General features: G+C 39.9%; 18 protein-coding genes. 13 read left to right on the plus strand and 5 right to left on the minus strand.

Annotated elements, in window-relative coordinates:
• A partial coding sequence (locus CWB76_RS20245; RefSeq protein ID WP_249363151.1) for a hypothetical protein occupies window positions 1–186 on the plus strand: 186 nt, incomplete at its 5' end.
• A 238-nt stretch (window positions 187–424) separates the two neighbouring features.
• Here CWB76_RS20245 and CWB76_RS20250 read toward each other — a convergent pair.
• Entirely contained in the window at window positions 425–655 is a 231-nt protein-coding gene (locus CWB76_RS20250) for a hypothetical protein (RefSeq protein ID WP_249363152.1), read from the minus strand.
• A gap of 70 nt (window positions 656–725) precedes the next feature.
• Between CWB76_RS20250 and CWB76_RS20255 the strand changes: the two genes are divergently transcribed.
• From CWB76_RS20255 to purF, 7 genes are all read left to right on the plus strand, one after another.
• On the plus strand, window positions 726–1,844 hold the full coding sequence (locus CWB76_RS20255) for a FimV/HubP family polar landmark protein (RefSeq protein WP_249363153.1): 1,119 nt from the start codon (window positions 726–728) through the stop codon (window positions 1,842–1,844).
• Window positions 1,845–2,013: 169 nt separating this feature from the next.
• Window positions 2,014–2,808 (plus strand): tRNA pseudouridine(38-40) synthase TruA, encoded by a 795-nt coding sequence (truA, locus tag CWB76_RS03130; RefSeq protein WP_008111070.1) that lies wholly within the window; start codon window positions 2,014–2,016, stop codon window positions 2,806–2,808.
• A gap of 163 nt (window positions 2,809–2,971) precedes the next feature.
• Window positions 2,972–3,847, plus strand: coding sequence for an acetyl-CoA carboxylase, carboxyltransferase subunit beta (gene accD / locus CWB76_RS03135; RefSeq protein ID WP_008111068.1), 876 nt, complete (start codon window positions 2,972–2,974; stop codon window positions 3,845–3,847).
• 25 nt (window positions 3,848–3,872) lie between these two features.
• Window positions 3,873–5,138, plus strand: a complete 1,266-nt coding sequence (gene folC / locus CWB76_RS03140) for a bifunctional tetrahydrofolate synthase/dihydrofolate synthase (protein WP_138605382.1) — start codon at window positions 3,873–3,875, stop codon at window positions 5,136–5,138.
• An 11-nt stretch (window positions 5,139–5,149) separates the two neighbouring features.
• The gene (locus CWB76_RS03145; protein ID WP_138605384.1) at window positions 5,150–5,776 is read left to right on the plus strand and encodes an SPOR domain-containing protein; all 627 of its coding nucleotides are present in this window, start codon (window positions 5,150–5,152) and stop codon (window positions 5,774–5,776) included.
• 209 nt (window positions 5,777–5,985) lie between these two features.
• A complete protein-coding gene (locus CWB76_RS03150; protein ID WP_076919200.1) occupies window positions 5,986–6,480 on the plus strand; it encodes a CvpA family protein in 495 nt (164 codons plus the stop codon).
• An 18-nt stretch (window positions 6,481–6,498) separates the two neighbouring features.
• Window positions 6,499–8,025: an amidophosphoribosyltransferase gene (gene purF / locus CWB76_RS03155; protein WP_138605386.1), complete on the plus strand. Its 1,527-nt coding sequence runs from the start codon at window positions 6,499–6,501 to the stop codon at window positions 8,023–8,025.
• A 78-nt stretch (window positions 8,026–8,103) separates the two neighbouring features.
• On the opposite strand, the gene CWB76_RS03160 is transcribed toward purF, so the two are convergent.
• Window positions 8,104–8,703, minus strand: a complete 600-nt coding sequence (locus tag CWB76_RS03160) for a Yip1 family protein (protein WP_033103997.1) — start codon at window positions 8,701–8,703, stop codon at window positions 8,104–8,106.
• 198 nt (window positions 8,704–8,901) lie between these two features.
• Between CWB76_RS03160 and miaE the strand changes: the two genes are divergently transcribed.
• The 3 genes from miaE (at window position 8,902) to CWB76_RS03175 (ending at window position 14,038) form a co-directional block, all read left to right on the plus strand.
• Window positions 8,902–9,681, plus strand: coding sequence for a tRNA isopentenyl-2-thiomethyl-A-37 hydroxylase MiaE (gene miaE, locus CWB76_RS03165; RefSeq protein ID WP_138605388.1), 780 nt, complete (start codon window positions 8,902–8,904; stop codon window positions 9,679–9,681).
• Between the two features lie 192 nt (window positions 9,682–9,873).
• Window positions 9,874–12,108 carry an EAL domain-containing response regulator gene (locus CWB76_RS03170; protein WP_138605390.1) on the plus strand — a complete coding sequence of 745 codons (2,235 nt, stop codon included), beginning with the start codon at window positions 9,874–9,876 and terminating at the stop codon, window positions 12,106–12,108.
• Complete coding sequence (locus CWB76_RS03175; RefSeq protein WP_138605392.1) at window positions 12,101–14,038, plus strand: sensor histidine kinase; 1,938 nt, start codon at window positions 12,101–12,103, stop codon at window positions 14,036–14,038. The genes CWB76_RS03170 and CWB76_RS03175 overlap by 8 nt, the downstream gene beginning before the upstream one ends.
• Window positions 14,039–14,050: 12 nt before the next feature.
• Here the strand turns inward: CWB76_RS03175 and CWB76_RS03180 are convergent, their stop codons facing one another.
• On the minus strand, window positions 14,051–14,785 hold the full coding sequence (locus tag CWB76_RS03180; RefSeq protein ID WP_138605394.1) for a UDP-2,3-diacylglucosamine diphosphatase: 735 nt from the start codon (window positions 14,783–14,785) through the stop codon (window positions 14,051–14,053).
• A gap of 67 nt (window positions 14,786–14,852) precedes the next feature.
• A complete protein-coding gene (locus CWB76_RS03185) occupies window positions 14,853–15,344 on the minus strand; it encodes a peptidylprolyl isomerase (RefSeq protein WP_008111051.1) in 492 nt (163 codons plus the stop codon).
• Window positions 15,345–15,488: 144 nt separating this feature from the next.
• On the opposite strand from CWB76_RS03185, the gene cysS reads away from it, so the two are divergent.
• Together cysS and CWB76_RS03195 are read left to right on the plus strand one after the other, a co-directional pair.
• Complete coding sequence (cysS, locus tag CWB76_RS03190; protein ID WP_138605396.1) at window positions 15,489–16,868, plus strand: cysteine--tRNA ligase; 1,380 nt, start codon at window positions 15,489–15,491, stop codon at window positions 16,866–16,868.
• Window positions 16,869–17,031: 163 nt separating this feature from the next.
• Window positions 17,032–17,928 carry a DMT family transporter gene (locus CWB76_RS03195; protein WP_138605398.1) on the plus strand — a complete coding sequence of 299 codons (897 nt, stop codon included), beginning with the start codon at window positions 17,032–17,034 and terminating at the stop codon, window positions 17,926–17,928.
• Window positions 17,929–17,958: 30 nt separating this feature from the next.
• On the opposite strand, the gene folD is transcribed toward CWB76_RS03195, so the two are convergent.
• Window positions 17,959–18,813: a bifunctional methylenetetrahydrofolate dehydrogenase/methenyltetrahydrofolate cyclohydrolase FolD gene (gene folD / locus CWB76_RS03200; protein WP_138605400.1), complete on the minus strand. Its 855-nt coding sequence runs from the start codon at window positions 18,811–18,813 to the stop codon at window positions 17,959–17,961.
• Window positions 18,814–19,178: the final 365 nt, after the last annotated feature.

Consider the following 19,178-nt stretch of genomic DNA (forward strand, 5'->3'; position numbering starts at 1 on the left):
ATGCTTATCGTGATTTTGATGCATAACTTGATGTTGATCCAGAGCATTATGTTTAAGAAGAGCCTGAGCTTGAAGCAGAGCCTGAACTTGAAGCAGAGCCTGAGCTTGAAGCAGAGCCTGAGCTTGAATCAGAGCTTGAACTTGAATCAGAGCCTGAACTTGAATCAGAGCCTGAATTTGAAGTAGATCCGGAGCTTGAAGTAGAGCCAGAGGTTGCAGCTGAGCCAGAAATTGCAGCAGAGCCTCAACTTGAAGCAGAACCAGAGCTTAAATCAGAACCTGAACTTGATGTTGGATCAGAAGGTGATTTTACCGATACGTCTTCTAATTTACTCGATCCAGAAGACGCGCTAGGTGAGTACAACGATGAAAACCTTGATAGCGTTGATGATTTACTGAGTGAGTTAGAACAAACAAGTGATGATTATGTAGAAGCACCTGATTGGTCAGTCGATGGCTTAGACGAGCAACCTGAACCAGAAGCTGAGCTTGAGCTTGAAGTAGAACCTGAGCTTGAAGTAGAACCAGAGCTTGAAGTAGAGCCTGAACTGGAAGCAGAGCCTGATGTTGGATCAGAAGATGATTTTACCGATACTTCTTCTACTTTACTCGACCCAGAAGATGCGCTTGACGAATACAACGATGAAAACTTCAAAAGTGTCGATGAGCTTTTAAGTGAGCTTGAGCAAACAGGCGATGAGGATGAACAAGTACCTGATTGGTCAATGGATGACTTAGACGAGGATCTTGATGAAGAGGAAATTGATTTAGGCGATGACCCGCTTGCTGGCGATATCCAAAGCAACGATTTATCGACAGAAGACGATGAGCTATATGAGCCTGAAATAATCACCCCAAGTGAAGAACTTGAGGAGTATCCTGAGTTAGAGCTTGATGATGAACTGTCTTTATCAGATGAGGAGCAACAATCTTTAACACCACAAGAGCTACAAGGTGATAATTTAGATGGCGATGCTACAGGTATGTCACCTAGTCAGGCAGAGCAAGATCTCGCTAATGCTCTATCAGCAGGTAACGACCTCGATAGTTTAGAAGATGATTTTGATGATGAGCTATTACTTAATAATGAATTTTCAGAGTTAGATATAGAGCAAGCTCTAGATAATGAAGTTTCAGAGTCTACAGATCTGACTGAACAAGCTGCAGATGAGCAAGTTGTTAGCTCTAATGATGATTTTGACGATGATCAACTTGATGCGTTAACAGAGTCTGCTGAATTTACCGATCAGCAAACAAATGCTGATCGTGAAGCTGATTTAACGCAAACGTCAGTACCGTCAGAATCAGAAATGATTTCAGATGATGAGCTTGATGATGAGTTCATGGCTGATTTAACACAAACAGATTTTGATTCATTACTGAATGAGTTGGCTGAACCTGATGATGTTGATTTAAGCGATAGCAGTGAATTCGATGTTGATTTTAATAGCTTACTTAACGAAGATTTAGCTGATGATAAAGCACCATCGTTGCAAGAGCCCATTGAGCAACCTGAGGTTACTGAGTCATTAGAACAAGATGACTTTGTTGATATTGATGCATTACTAGAGCAAAGTGATGATGCGGATATAGAGCACGAACCTTACACCGACGTCGATATGGATGTTGGTTTGGGTGACTACGATTCATTACTTGCTGGTGATAACCCTATGGATGTTGATACGCAAAGTGGTGGTTACTCGGCAAAGCTTGATCTTGCTCACGCATATATAGAGATAGATGATGCTGACTCGGCAGTTAAAATCTTAGATGAGATTATTAATAATGGCCCAGACGATGTGCAAGAAGAAGCACAAAATCTAAAAGCTAAGCTGAAAAACTAACAATAGCTAATCCTGAAAAGGGTATCTGAGCTGTAAAACCCGTTATTGGTTAACACTAATAACGGGTTTTTTGTATCGCATAGTTAGGAACCTTAGTTCGCTGCTTTTATTGGAACGCCATATAGCATAAAATGCAGCGTCGATTAGCACAGTAGGTAAAGCAGTAATTATGCGAGTAGCACTTGGAGTAGAATACAACGGCGCGCGTTACAGTGGTTGGCAGCGTCAATCTCATGTAAATAGCGTACAACAAGAAGTAGAAAAAGCGTTGTCGCGCATTTGTAATCATCCGGTTGAAATTGTATGTGCAGGGCGCACCGATGCCGGCGTGCATGGCACTGGTCAAGTTGTGCATTTTGATACCCATGCTGAGCGTGAAATGGTGGCCTTTACATTAGGCATGAATACCTTATTACCAAAAGACATTGCTATTCGTTTTGCCCAGCCTGTGGTTGAAGACTTTCATGCTCGCTTTAGTGCAACTGCTCGTCGTTATCGTTATGTGATTTATAATTATGCGTTTCGTGGTGCGGTATTAAATGAAGGTGTTACCCATTTTCATCATCCTTTAGATGAAGTGAAAATGCAGCAGGCTTGCCAATATTTATTAGGTGAGCACGATTTCACCTCGTTTAGAGCGCTTCACTGCCAAGCTAATACGGCAACGCGAACGATTCATCATTTATCGGTACAGCGCCAAGGTGCTTATGTCATTATTGATATTAAAGCCAATGCGTTTTTGCATCATATGGTACGTAATATTACCGGGTGTTTAATGGATATCGGTTTACATAAACATGAACCAATTTGGTTAAAAGAGTTGCTAGATGTTAAAGAGCGTGCCAAAGCGAGCGCCACAGCAAAAGCGGCGGGTTTATATTTAGTAGATGTTGATTACCCAGAACACTTTAATATTCCTAGAACGCCGTTGGGGCCATTGTTTTTAGCCGATACCGATATTTAAAAGGTAATCAGGTGGTTATTTTTATACGCTATTATTCGTAGGGCTAACTACTAAGACCAGTTTTTTATACCGTGATAGCGTAATTCATGTTTTAATTGGAAAAATTTGTTTGCATGGTTAACATGTAGACTCGCGACACAGAACAGCATTAAGAGAGTTGCAAATGAGTTGGCTAGAAAAAATCTTACCAAAAACGACTAAATCTTCAGGTCGTAAAGAAATTCCAGAAGGTGTATGGGCTAAATGTACGTCATGTGATTCAATTTTATATAAAGCAGAATTAGAAAAATCACTAAATGTATGCCCTAAGTGCGACCATCATATGCGTGTTAGTGGTCGTAAGCGTCTTGAACAATTTTTAGATGACGGTGACCGTCATGAATTAGGCGCTCAACACGAACCCAAAGATGTGCTTAAATTTAGAGACTCTAAAAAATACTCAGATCGTATTAATGCAGCTCAAAAGTCAAGCGGTGAAAAAGACGCACTGGTTGCAATGAAAGGAAACCTAAAAGGTATTCCGGTTGCTGCAGTTGCATTTGAATTCTCATTTATGGGTGGCTCAATGGCATCGGTTGTAGGTGCTCGCTTTGTTGACGCAGTTGACCAATGTTTAGAGCATAATATGCCGCTGATTTGTTTTTCTGCATCGGGCGGCGCGCGTATGCAAGAGGCGCTAATGTCACTTATGCAAATGGCTAAAACCAGTGCTGCACTTGCTAAAATGACCGAAAAAGGCCTACCGTTCATCTCGGTAATGACTGATCCAACAATGGGTGGTGTATCAGCATCATTGGCAATGCTTGGTGATATTAATGTTGCAGAGCCTAAAGCTTTGATTGGTTTTGCCGGTCCGCGTGTTATTGAACAAACCGTGCGTGAAACACTGCCAGAGGGTTTCCAACGCAGTGAGTTTTTATTAGAGCACGGCGCAATCGACATGATTATTGACCGTCGAGAAATGCGCGATACGCTAGCACGTATCTTAGCAAAATTTATGAACTTGCCTTCTACGGAACAAGAGCATAGAGTAGCGTAAATTTCAGCTTTACTGATTACATGCTATGACAAAAACAATTCCTAGCCAATCATCAAGCCTTGATGATTGGCTTTGTTATTTAGAGAGTGTTCACCCTGCTAATATAGAAATGGGTTTAGAGCGCGTTGCTCGTGTTGCTAACAACATAGAGCTTTTAACTTCCTCAAGTAAAATTATTCTTATTGCAGGCACCAATGGCAAAGGAACAACGGCACGTTGTTTAGAGTCATTATTATTAGCCCAGGGTTATTGTGTTGGTACCTATGCTTCACCTCATTTAGTTCGCTACAACGAACGTGTACGTGTTAATGGCGCAGAGCTTGACGATCAATACCATGTAGATGCGTTTAATTTACTAGAGCAAGGACGTGGTGACACACCATTAACCTATTTTGAATATGGCACCTTAGGCGCGTTGGCAATATTTAAACGCTTAGAAGTTGACTACGTGTTGTTAGAGGTCGGTTTGGGCGGGCGTTTTGACGCGACTAATATTGTTACCCCATTTGCCAGTGTGATCACCACCATCGATTTAGATCATAAAGAGTATTTAGGTGGTACCCGTGAGCTAGTGGCTTATGACAAGGCGGGAATTTTTAGAGAGAGTACTCCGGCAATTATTGGGGATTTAAATATTCCGTATACAATGACCGATTATGGCAAAGAAATTAACGCTAATATGGTGTTATCGGGTAGCGACTTTATTTTTAAAGAGTATGCGCAGAGTTTTAGTTGGCAATTTAAAGCACATAAACTCGAGTTACCTAAACCGGCCATCCCGTGTCAAAATGTGGCCACTGCGTTAACGACCTTGTCGGTGCTAGATTTATTACCAAGTGATGAAGTGATAACTCAGTGCATAGCTAACTTAGTGGTAGAAGGGCGCTTTCAACAATTAAGTGAGTCGCCATTAGTGTACACCGATGTGGCACATAACCCTGAATCGGCACGTTATTTAGCAACTAAGTTAGCAAGCTATAAAGATAAAGGCTTTAAAATTCATGCATTAGCCGCTATGCTTGCTGATAAAGATAAAGTCGGTGTGCTTAAAGAAGTGGCTGATGTGGTAGATGAATGGTCTTTAGCGAGCTTAGACGGCCCGCGTGGCGATAGTGCCGCCCATCTTCAACTGGCGCTTTCAAGTATACCCAATAGTCATTTTAAACAGGGTTATAGCAACGTAGAGGTAGCATTGGATGCTATTTTGCCAAGCCAGCCAAGTAATACACTATTGATTGTATTTGGCTCATTTTTTACCGTGGCTGGCGCTATTCATTACTTTAAAAAATAGAGAGGATGTCGGTGAACTCAGGTTTTATTAATCGCTTAGTCGGAACAAGTATTGTGGTGATCGCAGCAATTGTGTTTATTCCCAATATACTCGATGGTGAAAAAGTGCACTATAAAGAAGGCTTTAAAGCGATTCCAGAACGCTCTGAGTTCAAGACCATTGATTTACAAGAATCAATTGATCAACAAGTGGCAAATGCAGAACCATTAAAAGAGGATGAAATTGAAGATATTCAGCCTGATGATGCTGCATTTGAGCAACAAAACAGCTCTGCTGAAACTGACGTTACTGCACAGCCAGCAATGGTTGAAGCAGTTATAGCCGATACAAAACAAGGCACAGTCACTACCGGGCAAGATGATGCTATGCGTAATACTAATGAAAACCTAATAAGTATGGCGTATGTCATTCAGCTTGGTAGTTTTTCTCATGCGGCAAATGTAAAAGCGTTGCAGGCAAAGCTAAAAACGAAAGGTTTTAAAAGCTTTACTAGGCCAATTAAAACGCCAAATGGTACGTTAACTAAAGTATTTGTAGGGCCGTCATTAAGTAAAAATGAGCTGCAGTCCCAACTTCCCGCACTGAAAGAACTAACTAAACTAAACGGTAAAGTTACTCAATTTGAAGTGGCAAAATAACTTAGTCATTAATAGGTAAATGTGTTTATCAGCTGATATTACACATTTATCTATTCCCTGAACTATCCTCACTTCTAGCCTACATATTTCACGCTATTTTTTATCTAAAAACTGCATGTTTTTACTCATCTGCAATCTCACGCTTAAACTTGCATCACGAGGAGGTTTAGGTATAGAATGCGCCCAAAATTAGCGACTATTTGGTTCTTATGATCTGGGTTGATTACGCCATTCTTGGCATTATTGCACTCTCTACCATCATCGGTTTAATACGCGGCTTTGTTAAAGAAGCTATGTCATTAGCGGTATGGGCAGGGGCTTTCATCATCTCCAGCTTATTTTATCAATATTTAGCTTCCTTCCTAACATCCATTTCTGAACCCCTTTTAAGAAATGCGGCGGCCATTGCCATATTATTCTTTGCGACGCTATTGTTAGGCGGTTTACTAAACTATATTTTAGGTGAGCTTGTACAGCGAACCGGATTATCCGGCACAGACCGTGTTTTTGGTCTGGTGTTTGGTGCTCTTCGAGGCGTGTTGGTCGTGAGCGCGTTACTCTTCTTTCTTGATGCTTTTACTGGTGCGCCAAATACGCATTGGTGGGGCAACTCCATTTTGATTCCAGAATTTGGCTTTGTAGTTGAATGGTTCTTTTCGTACCTAGAAAACAACTCGAGCTTTTTAAATTCAGTAAACCGTTAATCGGCGAGGATAAATTACATGTGTGGTATCGTTGGAATAGTCGGAACATCGCCAGTTAATCAGGCGATTTATGATGGCTTAACCGTTTTGCAACACCGTGGCCAAGATGCTGCGGGTATCATAACTATTGAGAACAATACATTTAGCTTGCGCAAAGCAAATGGCCTAGTGAAAGATGTATTTCACACTCGTCATATGAAACGTTTGCAAGGCAACATTGGCATTGGCCATGTGCGCTACCCAACGGCGGGCTCTTCAAGTTCGTCAGAGGCTCAGCCGTTTTACGTGAACTCTCCTTTTGGTATAGCACTTGCCCATAATGGTAATTTAACCAATGCAGAGTCGTTAAAAGAGCAGTTATTTTCAGAGGCACGTCGCCATGTTAATACTACCTCTGATTCTGAGATTTTACTTAACATCATGGCACATGAGCTAAGTAAGTCAGACAAGCTTAAATTAGACCCTGAAGATATTTTTACCGCGGTTACTGAAGTTAACAATAAAGTGACGGGTGGTTATGCCACTATTGCCATGATTATCGGCCATGGTATTGTGGCGTTTCGCGATCCAAATGGTATTCGTCCTCTTGTATTTGGTAAACGTGAATCTGCTGCGGGTACTGAATATATGTTTGCCTCAGAAAGTGTGGCGTTAAAGCCAGATGGCTTTGAGTTTATCCGTGACGTTGCCCCAGGCGAAGCTATTTATGTGACGGAAAAAGGCGAGTTTCATTCTTTTGCCTGTGCAGATAAAGTGTCTTACTCACCGTGTATTTTTGAATTTGTTTACTTTGCGCGCCCGGATTCAACCATTGATCGTATGTCGGTTTATGCTGCACGTGTAAATATGGGGACTAAACTAGGCGAGAAAGTAGCACGTGAGTGGGCCGATAAAGACATTGATGTCGTTATTCCTATCCCAGAGACTTCGTGTGATATCGCTTTAGAAATGGCACGCGTGCTTGATTTACCTTATCGCCAAGGCTTTGTTAAAAACCGCTATATTGGTCGTACGTTCATTATGCCAGGCCAAGAGCTACGTAAAAAATCAGTACGTCAAAAACTTAATGCAATTGACCGTGAGTTTAAAGGTAAAAATGTCCTACTTGTTGATGATTCAATTGTACGTGGTACAACTTCAGCACAAATAGTTGAGATGGCACGCGAGTCTGGTGCTAAAAATGTTTACTTTGCGTCAGCTGCACCGGAAATACGCTTTCCAAATGTATACGGTATAGATATGCCATCGGCGGCTGAACTCATTGCACACGGCCGTGAGGTTGAAGATATTAACCAAAGCATTAGCTCTGATGGTTTAATCTTTCAATCATTAAGTGATTTAATTGCTGCAGTTAGCCAAGAAAACCCTGAAATCACTAAGTTTGAAACGTCAGTGTTTGATGGACAATACATTACTGGCGACGTTGATCAAGACTACCTAAATCGTATTGATAAGCTACGTAACGATTCTGCTAAAAGCACCCGCGAAAACGCGATGTCGTCTGGTTTAGAAATACATAACCAAGATGAAAACGAATCTGATTAACAATGATAATACTACCCGGTAGCATTATCGGCGTTACAAAAAAAGGAGCTTAATCGCTCCTTTTTTGTTTTTCAATTTTTAGGTAAACATAGGGCTAATTATACCGTTGGTCCATAGCATGGCGGTAAGCGCTAAAATAATAACGAGCAGAATTAATCCACAGGTGACAACAGAGCTTGCATAAATAAAGCCGCGCTCCTGCGGAATGTGCATTAAAATAGGGACGCCGGTATACAGTAAATAAACTGAGTAAGCGAGTGCCACTAATCCAACACACACCACAAACCATAACTCAGGCCAAAAAGCAGCCAATGCTGACATAAACACCGGTGTAGCGGTATACGCTGCCAGCTCGATAGTTTGGGTAAAGGTTGGTTTAGCACCGAAAGTAACCGCCATCCAATGCGCTAAATAGGCCAGTGCAAATACACCGCCAATTAAAGCAACATACATGGCTGCGCCAATCATCAGTGCGCTTTCATGGGTTAAAAAAACGGGGTTACCTGTGCCTATACTCCAGCCTAAGTAAACCGATGAGTAGTACCCCATTACGGAGGGGAATAAAGCGATAAGCAAAATGTGCGATAAGCTGTAGGTTAAGCTTTCGTGACGGTTATCAATTGTTTGCCACTCTTCGAGTGGGTGGGCGTATAAGCCCCATAGGTGATTTAGTATCATTGCGTGCTCTCCATAAAGGATAAGTTACTGTTTGGTTATAGTTGGTTTGTTTTTTATACAGTCCATTTAGTTATGGTTCAGTAACTAAGCAAAGTCAAGTTATCCACATGCTTGTAATAAGGGCGTGTGTTTATTTTATTCAGGACATTATTTCGTGTTAAAATACATAATCGCAATTTTTAGCAATGAGTAGTCAGCGTGCCACATAGCCAGCTTTTAGAGCCAATTAACAACTTTTTATTATGCCGTACCCCTGATGAGTGGGTTGAACAGGCGACCAAAAAAGAAAATTTACCCATCATATTAATTGATCATTTAATTTGTGAGCTAAAAGCGGCGCAAAGTGCGATGTTTTTAATCCGTAAGTATGCGGTAGATCAAGACAGCAGTGATGCATTGCTTGAGTGGTTAAAACCGTTTGAAACGCTTATTTATAAACGTGAGGGGAACTGGCGTGATTTAGCGGCTAAAAATAAACTCACTAAATCTATTATTCCTAAATCTAACTCACCTTATGGACAAGGCTTAATTGATAAAATGGTTATGCTAATAAAAGAAGAACTACATCACTTTTATCAGGTGCTAGAAATTATGGATGAATACGGTGTTGAATATAAAAGTATAACACCATGTCGTTACGCTAAGGGTATGTTGCGCAATGTTAAAACCTTTGAGCCTAATGCCTTAGTTGATAAACTTATTGTAGGTGCGTACATAGAAGCGCGCTCATGTGAACGTTTTGCTGCGCTTGCCCCCCATGTAGATAAACGCTTAGGGGATTTTTATATTTCACTGCTTCGCTCAGAGGCTCGCCATTATCAAGATTACTTAACCCTTGCTCAAGAAATTGCTGATTTTGATATTACTGAGCGGGTAAAAGAATTTGCTGAAATAGAAGCGCAGCTAATTACATCGGACGATGAAGACTTCAAATTTCATAGCGGCGTACCCATTATTGCTTGCCAACAACCCGCATAATTTACACATGAAGCTGCTATCAGTTAAACAGCAAACTGTTGTAGCAGCTACTTTTAATTAAATTCTTTTTAAATTAGACACATCCAATACCCTCACCTAATATTAGAATAACTATTTAAATTATTTAACTTATTGCTTTGTAATTCATTTTAATAACAAGGTCATACCTTATTTATTATTGGGTGAGAAGATATGCAAGATAAAGAGGGATTATTTGTATTTGCAGCTGAAGAAGAACAAGCAGATACAGAGCTAAAAGCATGGAAAATATTAACCGTTGAGGATGACCTTGATTATCAAAACGCGTTAGTTAATAGCTTAAAAGAATTAAAAGCCAAGGATGGTTATAAATACGAGCTGTTAACAGCAAATTCTGTGCCTGAGGCTGCTCTTGCGCTGAGTATGCATCCAGACATCGCACTCATATTTATAGATGTAGTAATGGAGGAGGATGACTCAGGTCTGCGTTTAGTAAATACTATTCGAGAGGTTATAGGTAACGCAGAAATGCGTATTGTGCTGTTAACAGGCCAACCAGGTTTTGCACCAGAGAGCGATATCATGAAAGTACTTGATATCGATGAATACTGGAATAAATCAGATATTACAGCAGAAAAGTTGCAATCAATTGTTAATAGTAACATGCGTACATGGGAGTATATTTCACAAATTAGGTCCGCAAAGCAAGGTTTACAGCTGGTGCTAGATGCGTCTAGAAGTATTAACGGTAAGCATGATATGGCCTCTTTTTCTCATGCAGTGCTTAAAGAAATTAGCAATATTTTAAAAATAACCGAAGGCGGCGGTATTTTTTGTTCGAGTAATTCAAACTCTAGCTCTGAATGCTTAATACTCTCTACCCATGGTTGCTTTAGTGGCATTAAAGGGCAACCTGTTGTACCTAACCTGCCTGCAGAAATGCTGCAAGATTTTAAACAAGCGATTAAACAGCGCAGTCATATTTTTTCAAAGCACCACAGCGTATTTTTTTTCGAGACCCCCTTAACGCAAGAACAAGATATTTCTTACATAACGATCGTAAAGTCAGACAACCCAATTAGTGAGCAAAATGAGTATTTACTAAAAGTATTTAGTGAAAATGTGAGCACGGGATTTGCGAATATTTCGTTATTAAATCGTTTAACAGAGCTTGCTTATACCGATGTATCACTAAATTTGCCAAATAGGAACTGGTTAACTCGTGAAATAAAGAACATGAATGCCCATGAGCGACTAAAAACACGATTAGTCATTTTTGACATTTATCAGTTTGATGAAAAAGCATTTACTTTCGGGAATGACTTTTGTAATAAATTAATGAAGTTAGTTCATCAAAATATAGTTGATACTTTTGCTAAATATGAACCACGCATAGCACTAATTAGTAACAAAACCTTTGGCATGCTAGTTAGCGTTGACTTTGATATTTCAGATGCAATTAGTTACTTTCAAAATAAGCAAAAGTTCGAAATTGAACAGGTGAAGCAATATATTGATGTGCGTATACTGGAGTTGAAGTTAAGCGCTGCTTTAAACTTAACACCTGAAAAAGTGATTAGCTTAGCAGAGTCTAGCCTTAACTATACGTTGGCAAACCAAGCAAAGTATATTCAGCATACTGAGGAAAAAACAGATCAGATAACTCGTCGATATGAGCTGATGGCTGAGCTCAGAACGGCTATAGGTAATAAAAGCTTAGAGGTGGTGTTACAACCCAAAATCAGCTTATCAACCTTGAAACCAGCAGGTTTTGAAGCGCTCGCTAGGTGGCAAAGAGCCGATGGCAGCTTTGTACGCCCCGACGAGTTTATAGAATTAGCTGAAACAGCCGGATTAATTAATGAACTAGACCATGTGATTTTTGAGAAAATACTAGAGGCTATAAATCAACTTAAAGAGCAAGGCTGTAACTTACCCGTTGCATTTAATGCGTCCTCTTATGATTTAGTTGAGCCAAGCTACTTTGAACAGATAAAAAATAAAATTGAAGAATACAGTATTTTGCCTTCTATGCTTGAGCTTGAGGTGACCGAAACACAAGCTATTAGTAATTACAGCTTAATTAAAGAGGCGCTTGAGCGGTTTATTTCTTTGGGCATGAAAGTCAGCATTGATGACTTTGGTACAGGGTATTCGTCTTTGGCTCACATTAATGAAATACCGTCTACGTCGATAAAAATAGATCGCTATTTTGTTAGTGACCTTGAGTTTAATGACAATAATCAATACATGATTAAGATGATATTGTCTTTGGCAAAGCAATTTAACTTTTCGGTGATTGCTGAAGGTGTTGAGAATGAGTTTGAGGCCAAGTGGTTGCAGCAACAAGGCTGCGAAACAGCTCAAGGGTATTATTTTTCTAAACCTCTATCTCTAAAAGATCTGTTCGGATGGTTAAAGCAGTATGAAGTGACTGATAATGAATAGCATTAATAGTTTGCCTGTTGGTTCAAAAAAAAGTGTGCTAGTTAAATTGCTATTCAGTTTATTCATTACCTTCTTTATTGGTTGGCTTATATACGAACAAATATATCAAGAAAAAATAAACACCATTAAAGCTCAGCAAGATGAAAAGTTAGTACTAATTAGTAGTGATTTCTCCAAAGAGCTCAGCAGCATTAAAAAGCTAACTCGTATTTTGGCTCAAGGCCCAGTTTTAAAAAGCGATGCACAAAACAAGCCTTTGCAACAAATGCGAAGCAGAGATGAAATAAATAATTATTTTTTAAATTTTGCGGCTATCTCTACTAACATAGCCCAAATTCGCTGGCTAGATAAGCAAGGGCAAGAGCAATACCGCATTAACGCAGTGAATGGTGTTGGCGAAATTGTATCGCCTGATGGTTTGCAAAATAAGCAAAACCGTTACTACTTTCAAAAAGGGATGCAGATCAGTGCGCCTGACATTTTTGCTACAGAAATAGATTTAAACATTGAACACAACAAAATCATAAAACCTCATCAACCATCAATCCGCGTAACCTACCGTACCAATCAAGAAAATTACCTATTAGATGGCCTATTGGTGGTTAACTTTAACTTAGATTATCTATTTAATCAGATCAAAAGCTATAGCCAAAAAAGTACCCATATAAGCATTTTGAATCATAATGGTTTTTGGTTATTAAATAGTGATGAAGATTTAGAATGGGGGTTTATGTATGGTAAAAATGAGCAAACGCTTGCCATTCAAGAGCCTCGGCTCTGGCAGCAAATTATTGGTGGCAAAGTCGAGTATGGTTCGCACTTTTTTGACCATAACCTCTATACTTACCGACGTTTTTCTATTTTTTCACTGCGCGAGAACAAAGGCAGAATTAGTGACACCGATAAAGAGTTAATTATTTTAATAAGTAGTCCTGATGAATTACTAATAACTGGACAGGTGAAAGCCTTACAGTTTGCGTTTTTGTGTAGTGGATTACTGTGTTTAATTAGTTTTAGCTTTATTTATCGTGAGTATAAGTTTCAAAATAAGCTGTTAACCCTCTCGCATAAATTACATATAGAAAAGATAGAACTAGATATAGTGAACCGAGAGCTTGATGCCACCATAAAGCAGCAACAACAGCTACAAGAAGGACTAATTGAAGCGCAAAAACTATCCTCATTAGGATTGCTCGTAGCAGGAGTTGCTCATGAAATGAATACACCCATTGGTGGAGCCGTTATTTCTGTTTCTAATGCAGATATGGCATTAGCTAAATTAAATGCGGCGATGAGGGAGGGGCTGACTAAATCAACGTTAGAGGAAACAACAACCAGTATTGGTGAGAACCTAGCACTAGCTAAAATTAACTTAAATAAAACCGCAGTATTAGTGAAAAGTTTTAAAAAAATGGCCATTGATCGCCATAACGATGAATTTATTGCATGTGATATTGAAAAAATCATTCAAGAGTTATTATTGTCATTAAATTCCAGATTAAAAAATTCACCGATAAAAGTGAAAACTATTTTCTTGCTCAAAAAACAGGTGATTAGTTTGCCGGGGATCATTTCTCAGGTGGTCGAAAACCTTGTAATTAATGCGCTAAATCACGCTTTTGATGAAAAGCCCGAGGGAGTGATAGAAATAAAAGTAGAGCAAGCGACAAATAATAGCGTAAGGCTTAGCGTGTCAGATAATGGTAAAGGAGTTAATAATGAGACTAAAGCAGATATATTTGAGCCTTTTTATACAACCGCACGAGGTAAAGGTAATACGGGCTTAGGTTTATATATGGTGCATCAATGGGTAACACAAGTTTTGAAAGGAGACATCAAACTTCATTCAGAACCACAAAGCGAAGCCTATTTTAAAACACAATTTATTATTACCTTGCCTGAGTTAACCGCAAAGTCTCATTACGATTAATTATTAGGAACATTATAAAGGTGTTGAAATTAATTGTTGTGATTCGGGGGTAACCACTAAATATGAACCTTGAGTATACCAATCGCCTAGCACTGTGCGAGTTAGGATTTGGTTATTAACTTCATAGGTATGTACATTAGGGCGGTGAGTATGGCCGTGGATCATATTAGCCACGTTATGCTTAGCAAAGGTTTCGAGTACCGCGCTTTGCACTACATCCAGTATTTCTATAGGTTTGTCTGCTTGGCTAAGTTTACTTTTTTCACGCGCATCGCGGGCTATTTTTTTTCGATACCATAATGGCATAGCAAGCATTAATTTGGGCCACCACCAACCACGACTTTTTTGACGAAACTTTTGATATTCAATATCTTGAGTACACATTTCATCACCATGTAAAATTACCGTGGGTGTGCCGTAAAGGTCGATCACTGTTTGCTCATCGAGTAGAGTCATTCCTGCCATGTTTGCATATTTTGTGCGCATGATAAAATCGCGATTACCGTGTACAAAATAAATAGGTATGCCCGAGTTATTAACTGCTTTTAATTGTTTGGCCACTGCTGCTGATAGTTCGCTAACATAATCGTCACCAACCCAGACTTCAAAAAAATCACCTAAAATATATAGGGCGTCTACTTTTTGAGGAACAATATGGGAGTGTAAAAATTTAAAAAATGCCGCTGTAATATCAGGGCGATTTTCACTCAAATGTAAATCTGCAATAAAGTAGGTTTGGCAAGTCATGGTGATTCCAGTTAAATAAAAGCGGGTGAATACCCGCTTTATGTATTCTTTGAAGAATAAGGGGGGGTTAGCTTACAGTTACACTTTCAATTACCACATCTTCAAGTGGTACATCTTGGTGGAAGCCATTGCTACCTGTAGCAACACCTTTGATTTTATTTACTACGTCCATGCCTTCTACTACTTCAGCAAACACACAGTAACCCCAGCCTTGCGACGTTTCGCTGCTGTGGTTTAAAAAGTCGTTGTTATTCACGTTAATGAAAAATTGCGCTGTAGCTGAGTGTGGATCAGGCGTACGCGCCATTGCTAAAGTACCTACTTTGTTAGATAGGCCGTTGTTAGCTTCATTTTCAATTGGATCGTTTACTTCTTTTTGTTCCATACCCGATGCAAAACCACCGCCTTGAACCATAAAACCATCAATTACACGATGAAAAATAGTGCCGTTATAAAAACCTGAGTTTGCATACTCTAAAAAGTTTTTTACTGTATTTGGAGCTTCGCTTTCGTGCATTTTAATGGTGATATCACCAAAATTTGTGTGTAGAACAACCATGAGATTTCCTATAGCTGGTTTGAATATTGGCGCTATTTTATCGTAGTTGACCCAGATTAACAAAGTGCTTTGATAAACCGCTAGAGCCCATGCTTAGCAAGTGGTAACATAGCTTTTCTGTTAATCGTGAAGGAAAGCAACTAAATGGTACAAATATACAACACACTGACACGCCAAAAAGAACAATTTAAACCTATGGTTGATGGAAAAATCGACATGTATGTGTGTGGTATCACCATTTATGATTACTGCCACATTGGCCATGCACGCACATTTGTGGGTTTTGATGTGATTGTTCGCTACCTTCGTCACTTAGGTTACGATTTAAAGTACGTACGTAATATTACCGATGTAGACGATAAAATTATCAAGCGCGCAAATGAGAACGGTGAAGCCATTAACGACTTAACCGTGCGTATGACTAAAGCCATGCATGAAGACTTTGACAGTTTAAATATGCTGCGTCCTGATGTAGAGCCAACGGTAACGGGTCATATGGATGAAATTATTGCCATGGTTGAGCGTTTGATTGCCAAAGGCCATGCTTATGTTGCAGCCGATGGCGACGTTTTATTTGATGTATCAACCTTTGAGCAATACGGGGCACTTTCACAGCAAGATTTAACCATGCTCCAATCGGGCTCACGTGTGGAAGTAGCACAAGATAAAGACGATCCTCTTGATTTTGTTTTATGGAAAAAAGCTAAAGCAGGGGAGCCATCGTGGTCATCACCTTGGGGTGAGGGTCGCCCTGGTTGGCACATAGAATGTTCAGCGATGAGTTCAAAGCACCTAGGTGAGCACTTTGATATTCATGGTGGTGGTTCAGACCTACAGTTTCCGCACCACGAAAACGAAATCGCGCAATCATGCTGTGCTAACAACGGCCAATACGTTAATACTTGGATCCATACCGGTATGGTTCAAGTGAACAAAGAAAAGATGTCTAAATCATTAGATAACTTTTTTACCGTTCGTGAAGTATTAAAGCAATACGATGCTGAGTCGGTTCGTTACTTTTTAATTTCTGGCCATTACCGCAGTCAACTTAATTACTCGCAAGAAAACTTAGACCAAGCACGTTCATCACTTGAGCGTATTTACACGGCATTACGTGGTGTTGAGCCAGTTGAATGTGAGCTTGAGGGTAATGAGTATGTAGCTAAGTTTAGAAAAGCTATGAATGATGACTTTAATTCGCCAGAAGCATTACCGGTTGTGTTTGAAGTTGCTAAAGAGCTAAACCGAGTAAAAGAAAGTGATAGCGAAAAAGCAGGACATTTAGCCTTTATTCTACGCATCTTAGGTGAAATACTTGGTATTGCTCAACAAGCACCTGAGGCATTTTTACAAGGCGGTCAAAACGATGATGAAGTGGCTGAAATTGAGGCATTGATTGTAAAACGTAATGACGCACGTGCCAGTAAAAATTGGGCTGCAGCTGATGAAGCTCGCGATGCTTTAAATGCACTGGGTGTGATACTTGAAGATTCAGCGGGAAAAACAACGTGGCGTAAAGCTTAGCTACAACACGCGGATCACCAAAAAAAGGGTTGCCATTGGGTAACCCTTTTTTGTTATATCAATTGCATTAAATTGATTATGCTTTTAATAAAATTGATATTGTTGACCTCAATTATGGTTGAGGTTTTAAACTCGCATTCATCAATTTAAAAATGGAAAATTAATGAATATTTTACTTGCCATGATCCCTGCTTTTTTATGGGGAACGACTTATGCGGTAACTAAATACGCAACCCCAGAGTGGCCGCCAATCTTATTAGGGGCCATACGTGCACTTCCTGCTGGTTTATTATTGTTGTTATTTAAACCCTCTTGGCCAACTGCAAAGCAATGGCCTGGCATCTTTTTAATCGGCACGATTAATATTGCGCTATTTTTCAGTTTTATTTTTGTAATGGCTATTAACCTACCAGCAGCTATTGCAGGTGTGGGTATGGTGTCTGTACCGGTTGTTGCATTATTATATGCATGGCTTGTTAAACGACAACAGCCAGCGCTAGTGCAAGGTATTTGTGCGCTTGCTTTAGTGGTTTTGGCATGGCGTTTATTTGATCCACAACATATAGCGCTTAATGTGTTGGGAGTTTTAGCGCTGATAGGGGCGCTATTAACTATTGTGATAGGCAGTACGCTGGTACAAAAAGTAACGGCTAAAGTTCACTGGTGGACGGTACTCACGTGGCAGCTAATCATTGGTGGCAGTTTGCTAGCAATTGCCGCTATGGTTCAAGCTTTCTATTTTGCACCACAGCAGTATCAATTTTTAACTGCATCAATAAATACCACGCAATGGCTGGCGTTATTTTGGCTGGTGGTCCCTAATACTGCTTTGGCTTACATCCTATATGTTTGGTTATTAGGACGAATGTCAGTTGTTGAATTTACTTTTGGCACTATAGCCAACCCAATTGCCGGTATTTTATGTGCAGGAATATTAATTAACGAGCAGTATGCAAATTGGCAGTACGCGATTATGTTATTAATGATTGTGTTTTCGGTTTTGCCACAAGGCTTGGACTTAATAAAACGAAGAATGATGATACAAAAAGCCCGCAATTAAGCGGGCTTTGGATTACTTTATTTTTATTTATTAGCTGTGATATTTCTCACACGCTTCTAACGTATTTTCAATTAAGCTAGCAACTGTCATCGGGCCTACGCCGCCAGGTACAGGGGTAATAAAGTCAGCTTTTTGTTCTGCAGCGGCGTATTCAACGTCACCCACTAACTTACCGTTGTCTAAACGGTTAATACCCACATCAATAACAATCGCGCCTTCTTTTATCCAGTCACCCGGAATAAACTCTGGTTTGCCTACGGCAACAACCAATAAGTCAGCGCGGCGAACATGGGTTTCTAAATCTTGTGTGAACTTATGACAAACAGTAGTCGTACAGCCAGCTAACAACAGTTCAAGTGACATAGGGCGACCCACAATGTTAGAGGCACCCACTACCACTGCGTGCATGCCTTTGTAACGCACGCCGGTTGAATCTAATAAGGTGATAATACCCTTTGGCGTACATGGGCGAAGGGCAGGCATTCGCTGCGCCAAACGACCAATGTTATAAGGATGAAAGCCATCAACATCTTTATGCGGGGTAATACGCTCAAGAATTTTTTCTGCGTCTAAGCCTGCAGGTAAAGGAAGTTGTACTAAAATACCGTCAACTTCGCCATCAACATTCAATTCATCAATTAATGCTAATAGCGCTTGCTCAGTTGTGTCTGCGGGCAAATCAAATGATTTAGAAATAAAACCAACTTCTTCACAGGCTTTACGTTTTGAACCAACGTAAACTTGGCTGGCTGGGTCTTGTCCAACAAGCACCACAGCTAATCCTGGGGCTCTAAGGTTTTGTGCAACACGTTCTGAAACTCGTTCAGCCACTGCGCTACGTACTTGTTTTGCTACTGCTTTACCATCAATGATGTTTGCCGTCATGGGTGACCTTTAATTAGGTTAATTAACTTGATACCGATACATTTAAAAAACGAATGCATATATAGGGGTTAAAATGCCGATAAAGAAAAAGACCTTCACCTTACTCATTTTTTAATATGGTGGCTATTTTCGCAGAAAAGCGGTTGAGCGCCAAGTTGCTTTTAAATTATAAGCCCCCGAATTATAAAAAAGAGTTTAAATTTTATCCCTGTATCGTAATATTTGACCATTATGAACTAAAAATGAGCAATTGATTTGTTTTCTTAAAAAAACGTTTGACCTAACCCGGTCAAATCACTATTATGCACCCCGTTGTCAACGAGGTCACTCGTAGACAATAGTAAGTATCGGCGATTAGCGCAGTT

This window comes from Pseudoalteromonas sp. S1609, from assembly GCF_005887255.1.
Taxonomy (GTDB): Bacteria; Pseudomonadota; Gammaproteobacteria; order Enterobacterales; family Alteromonadaceae; genus Pseudoalteromonas.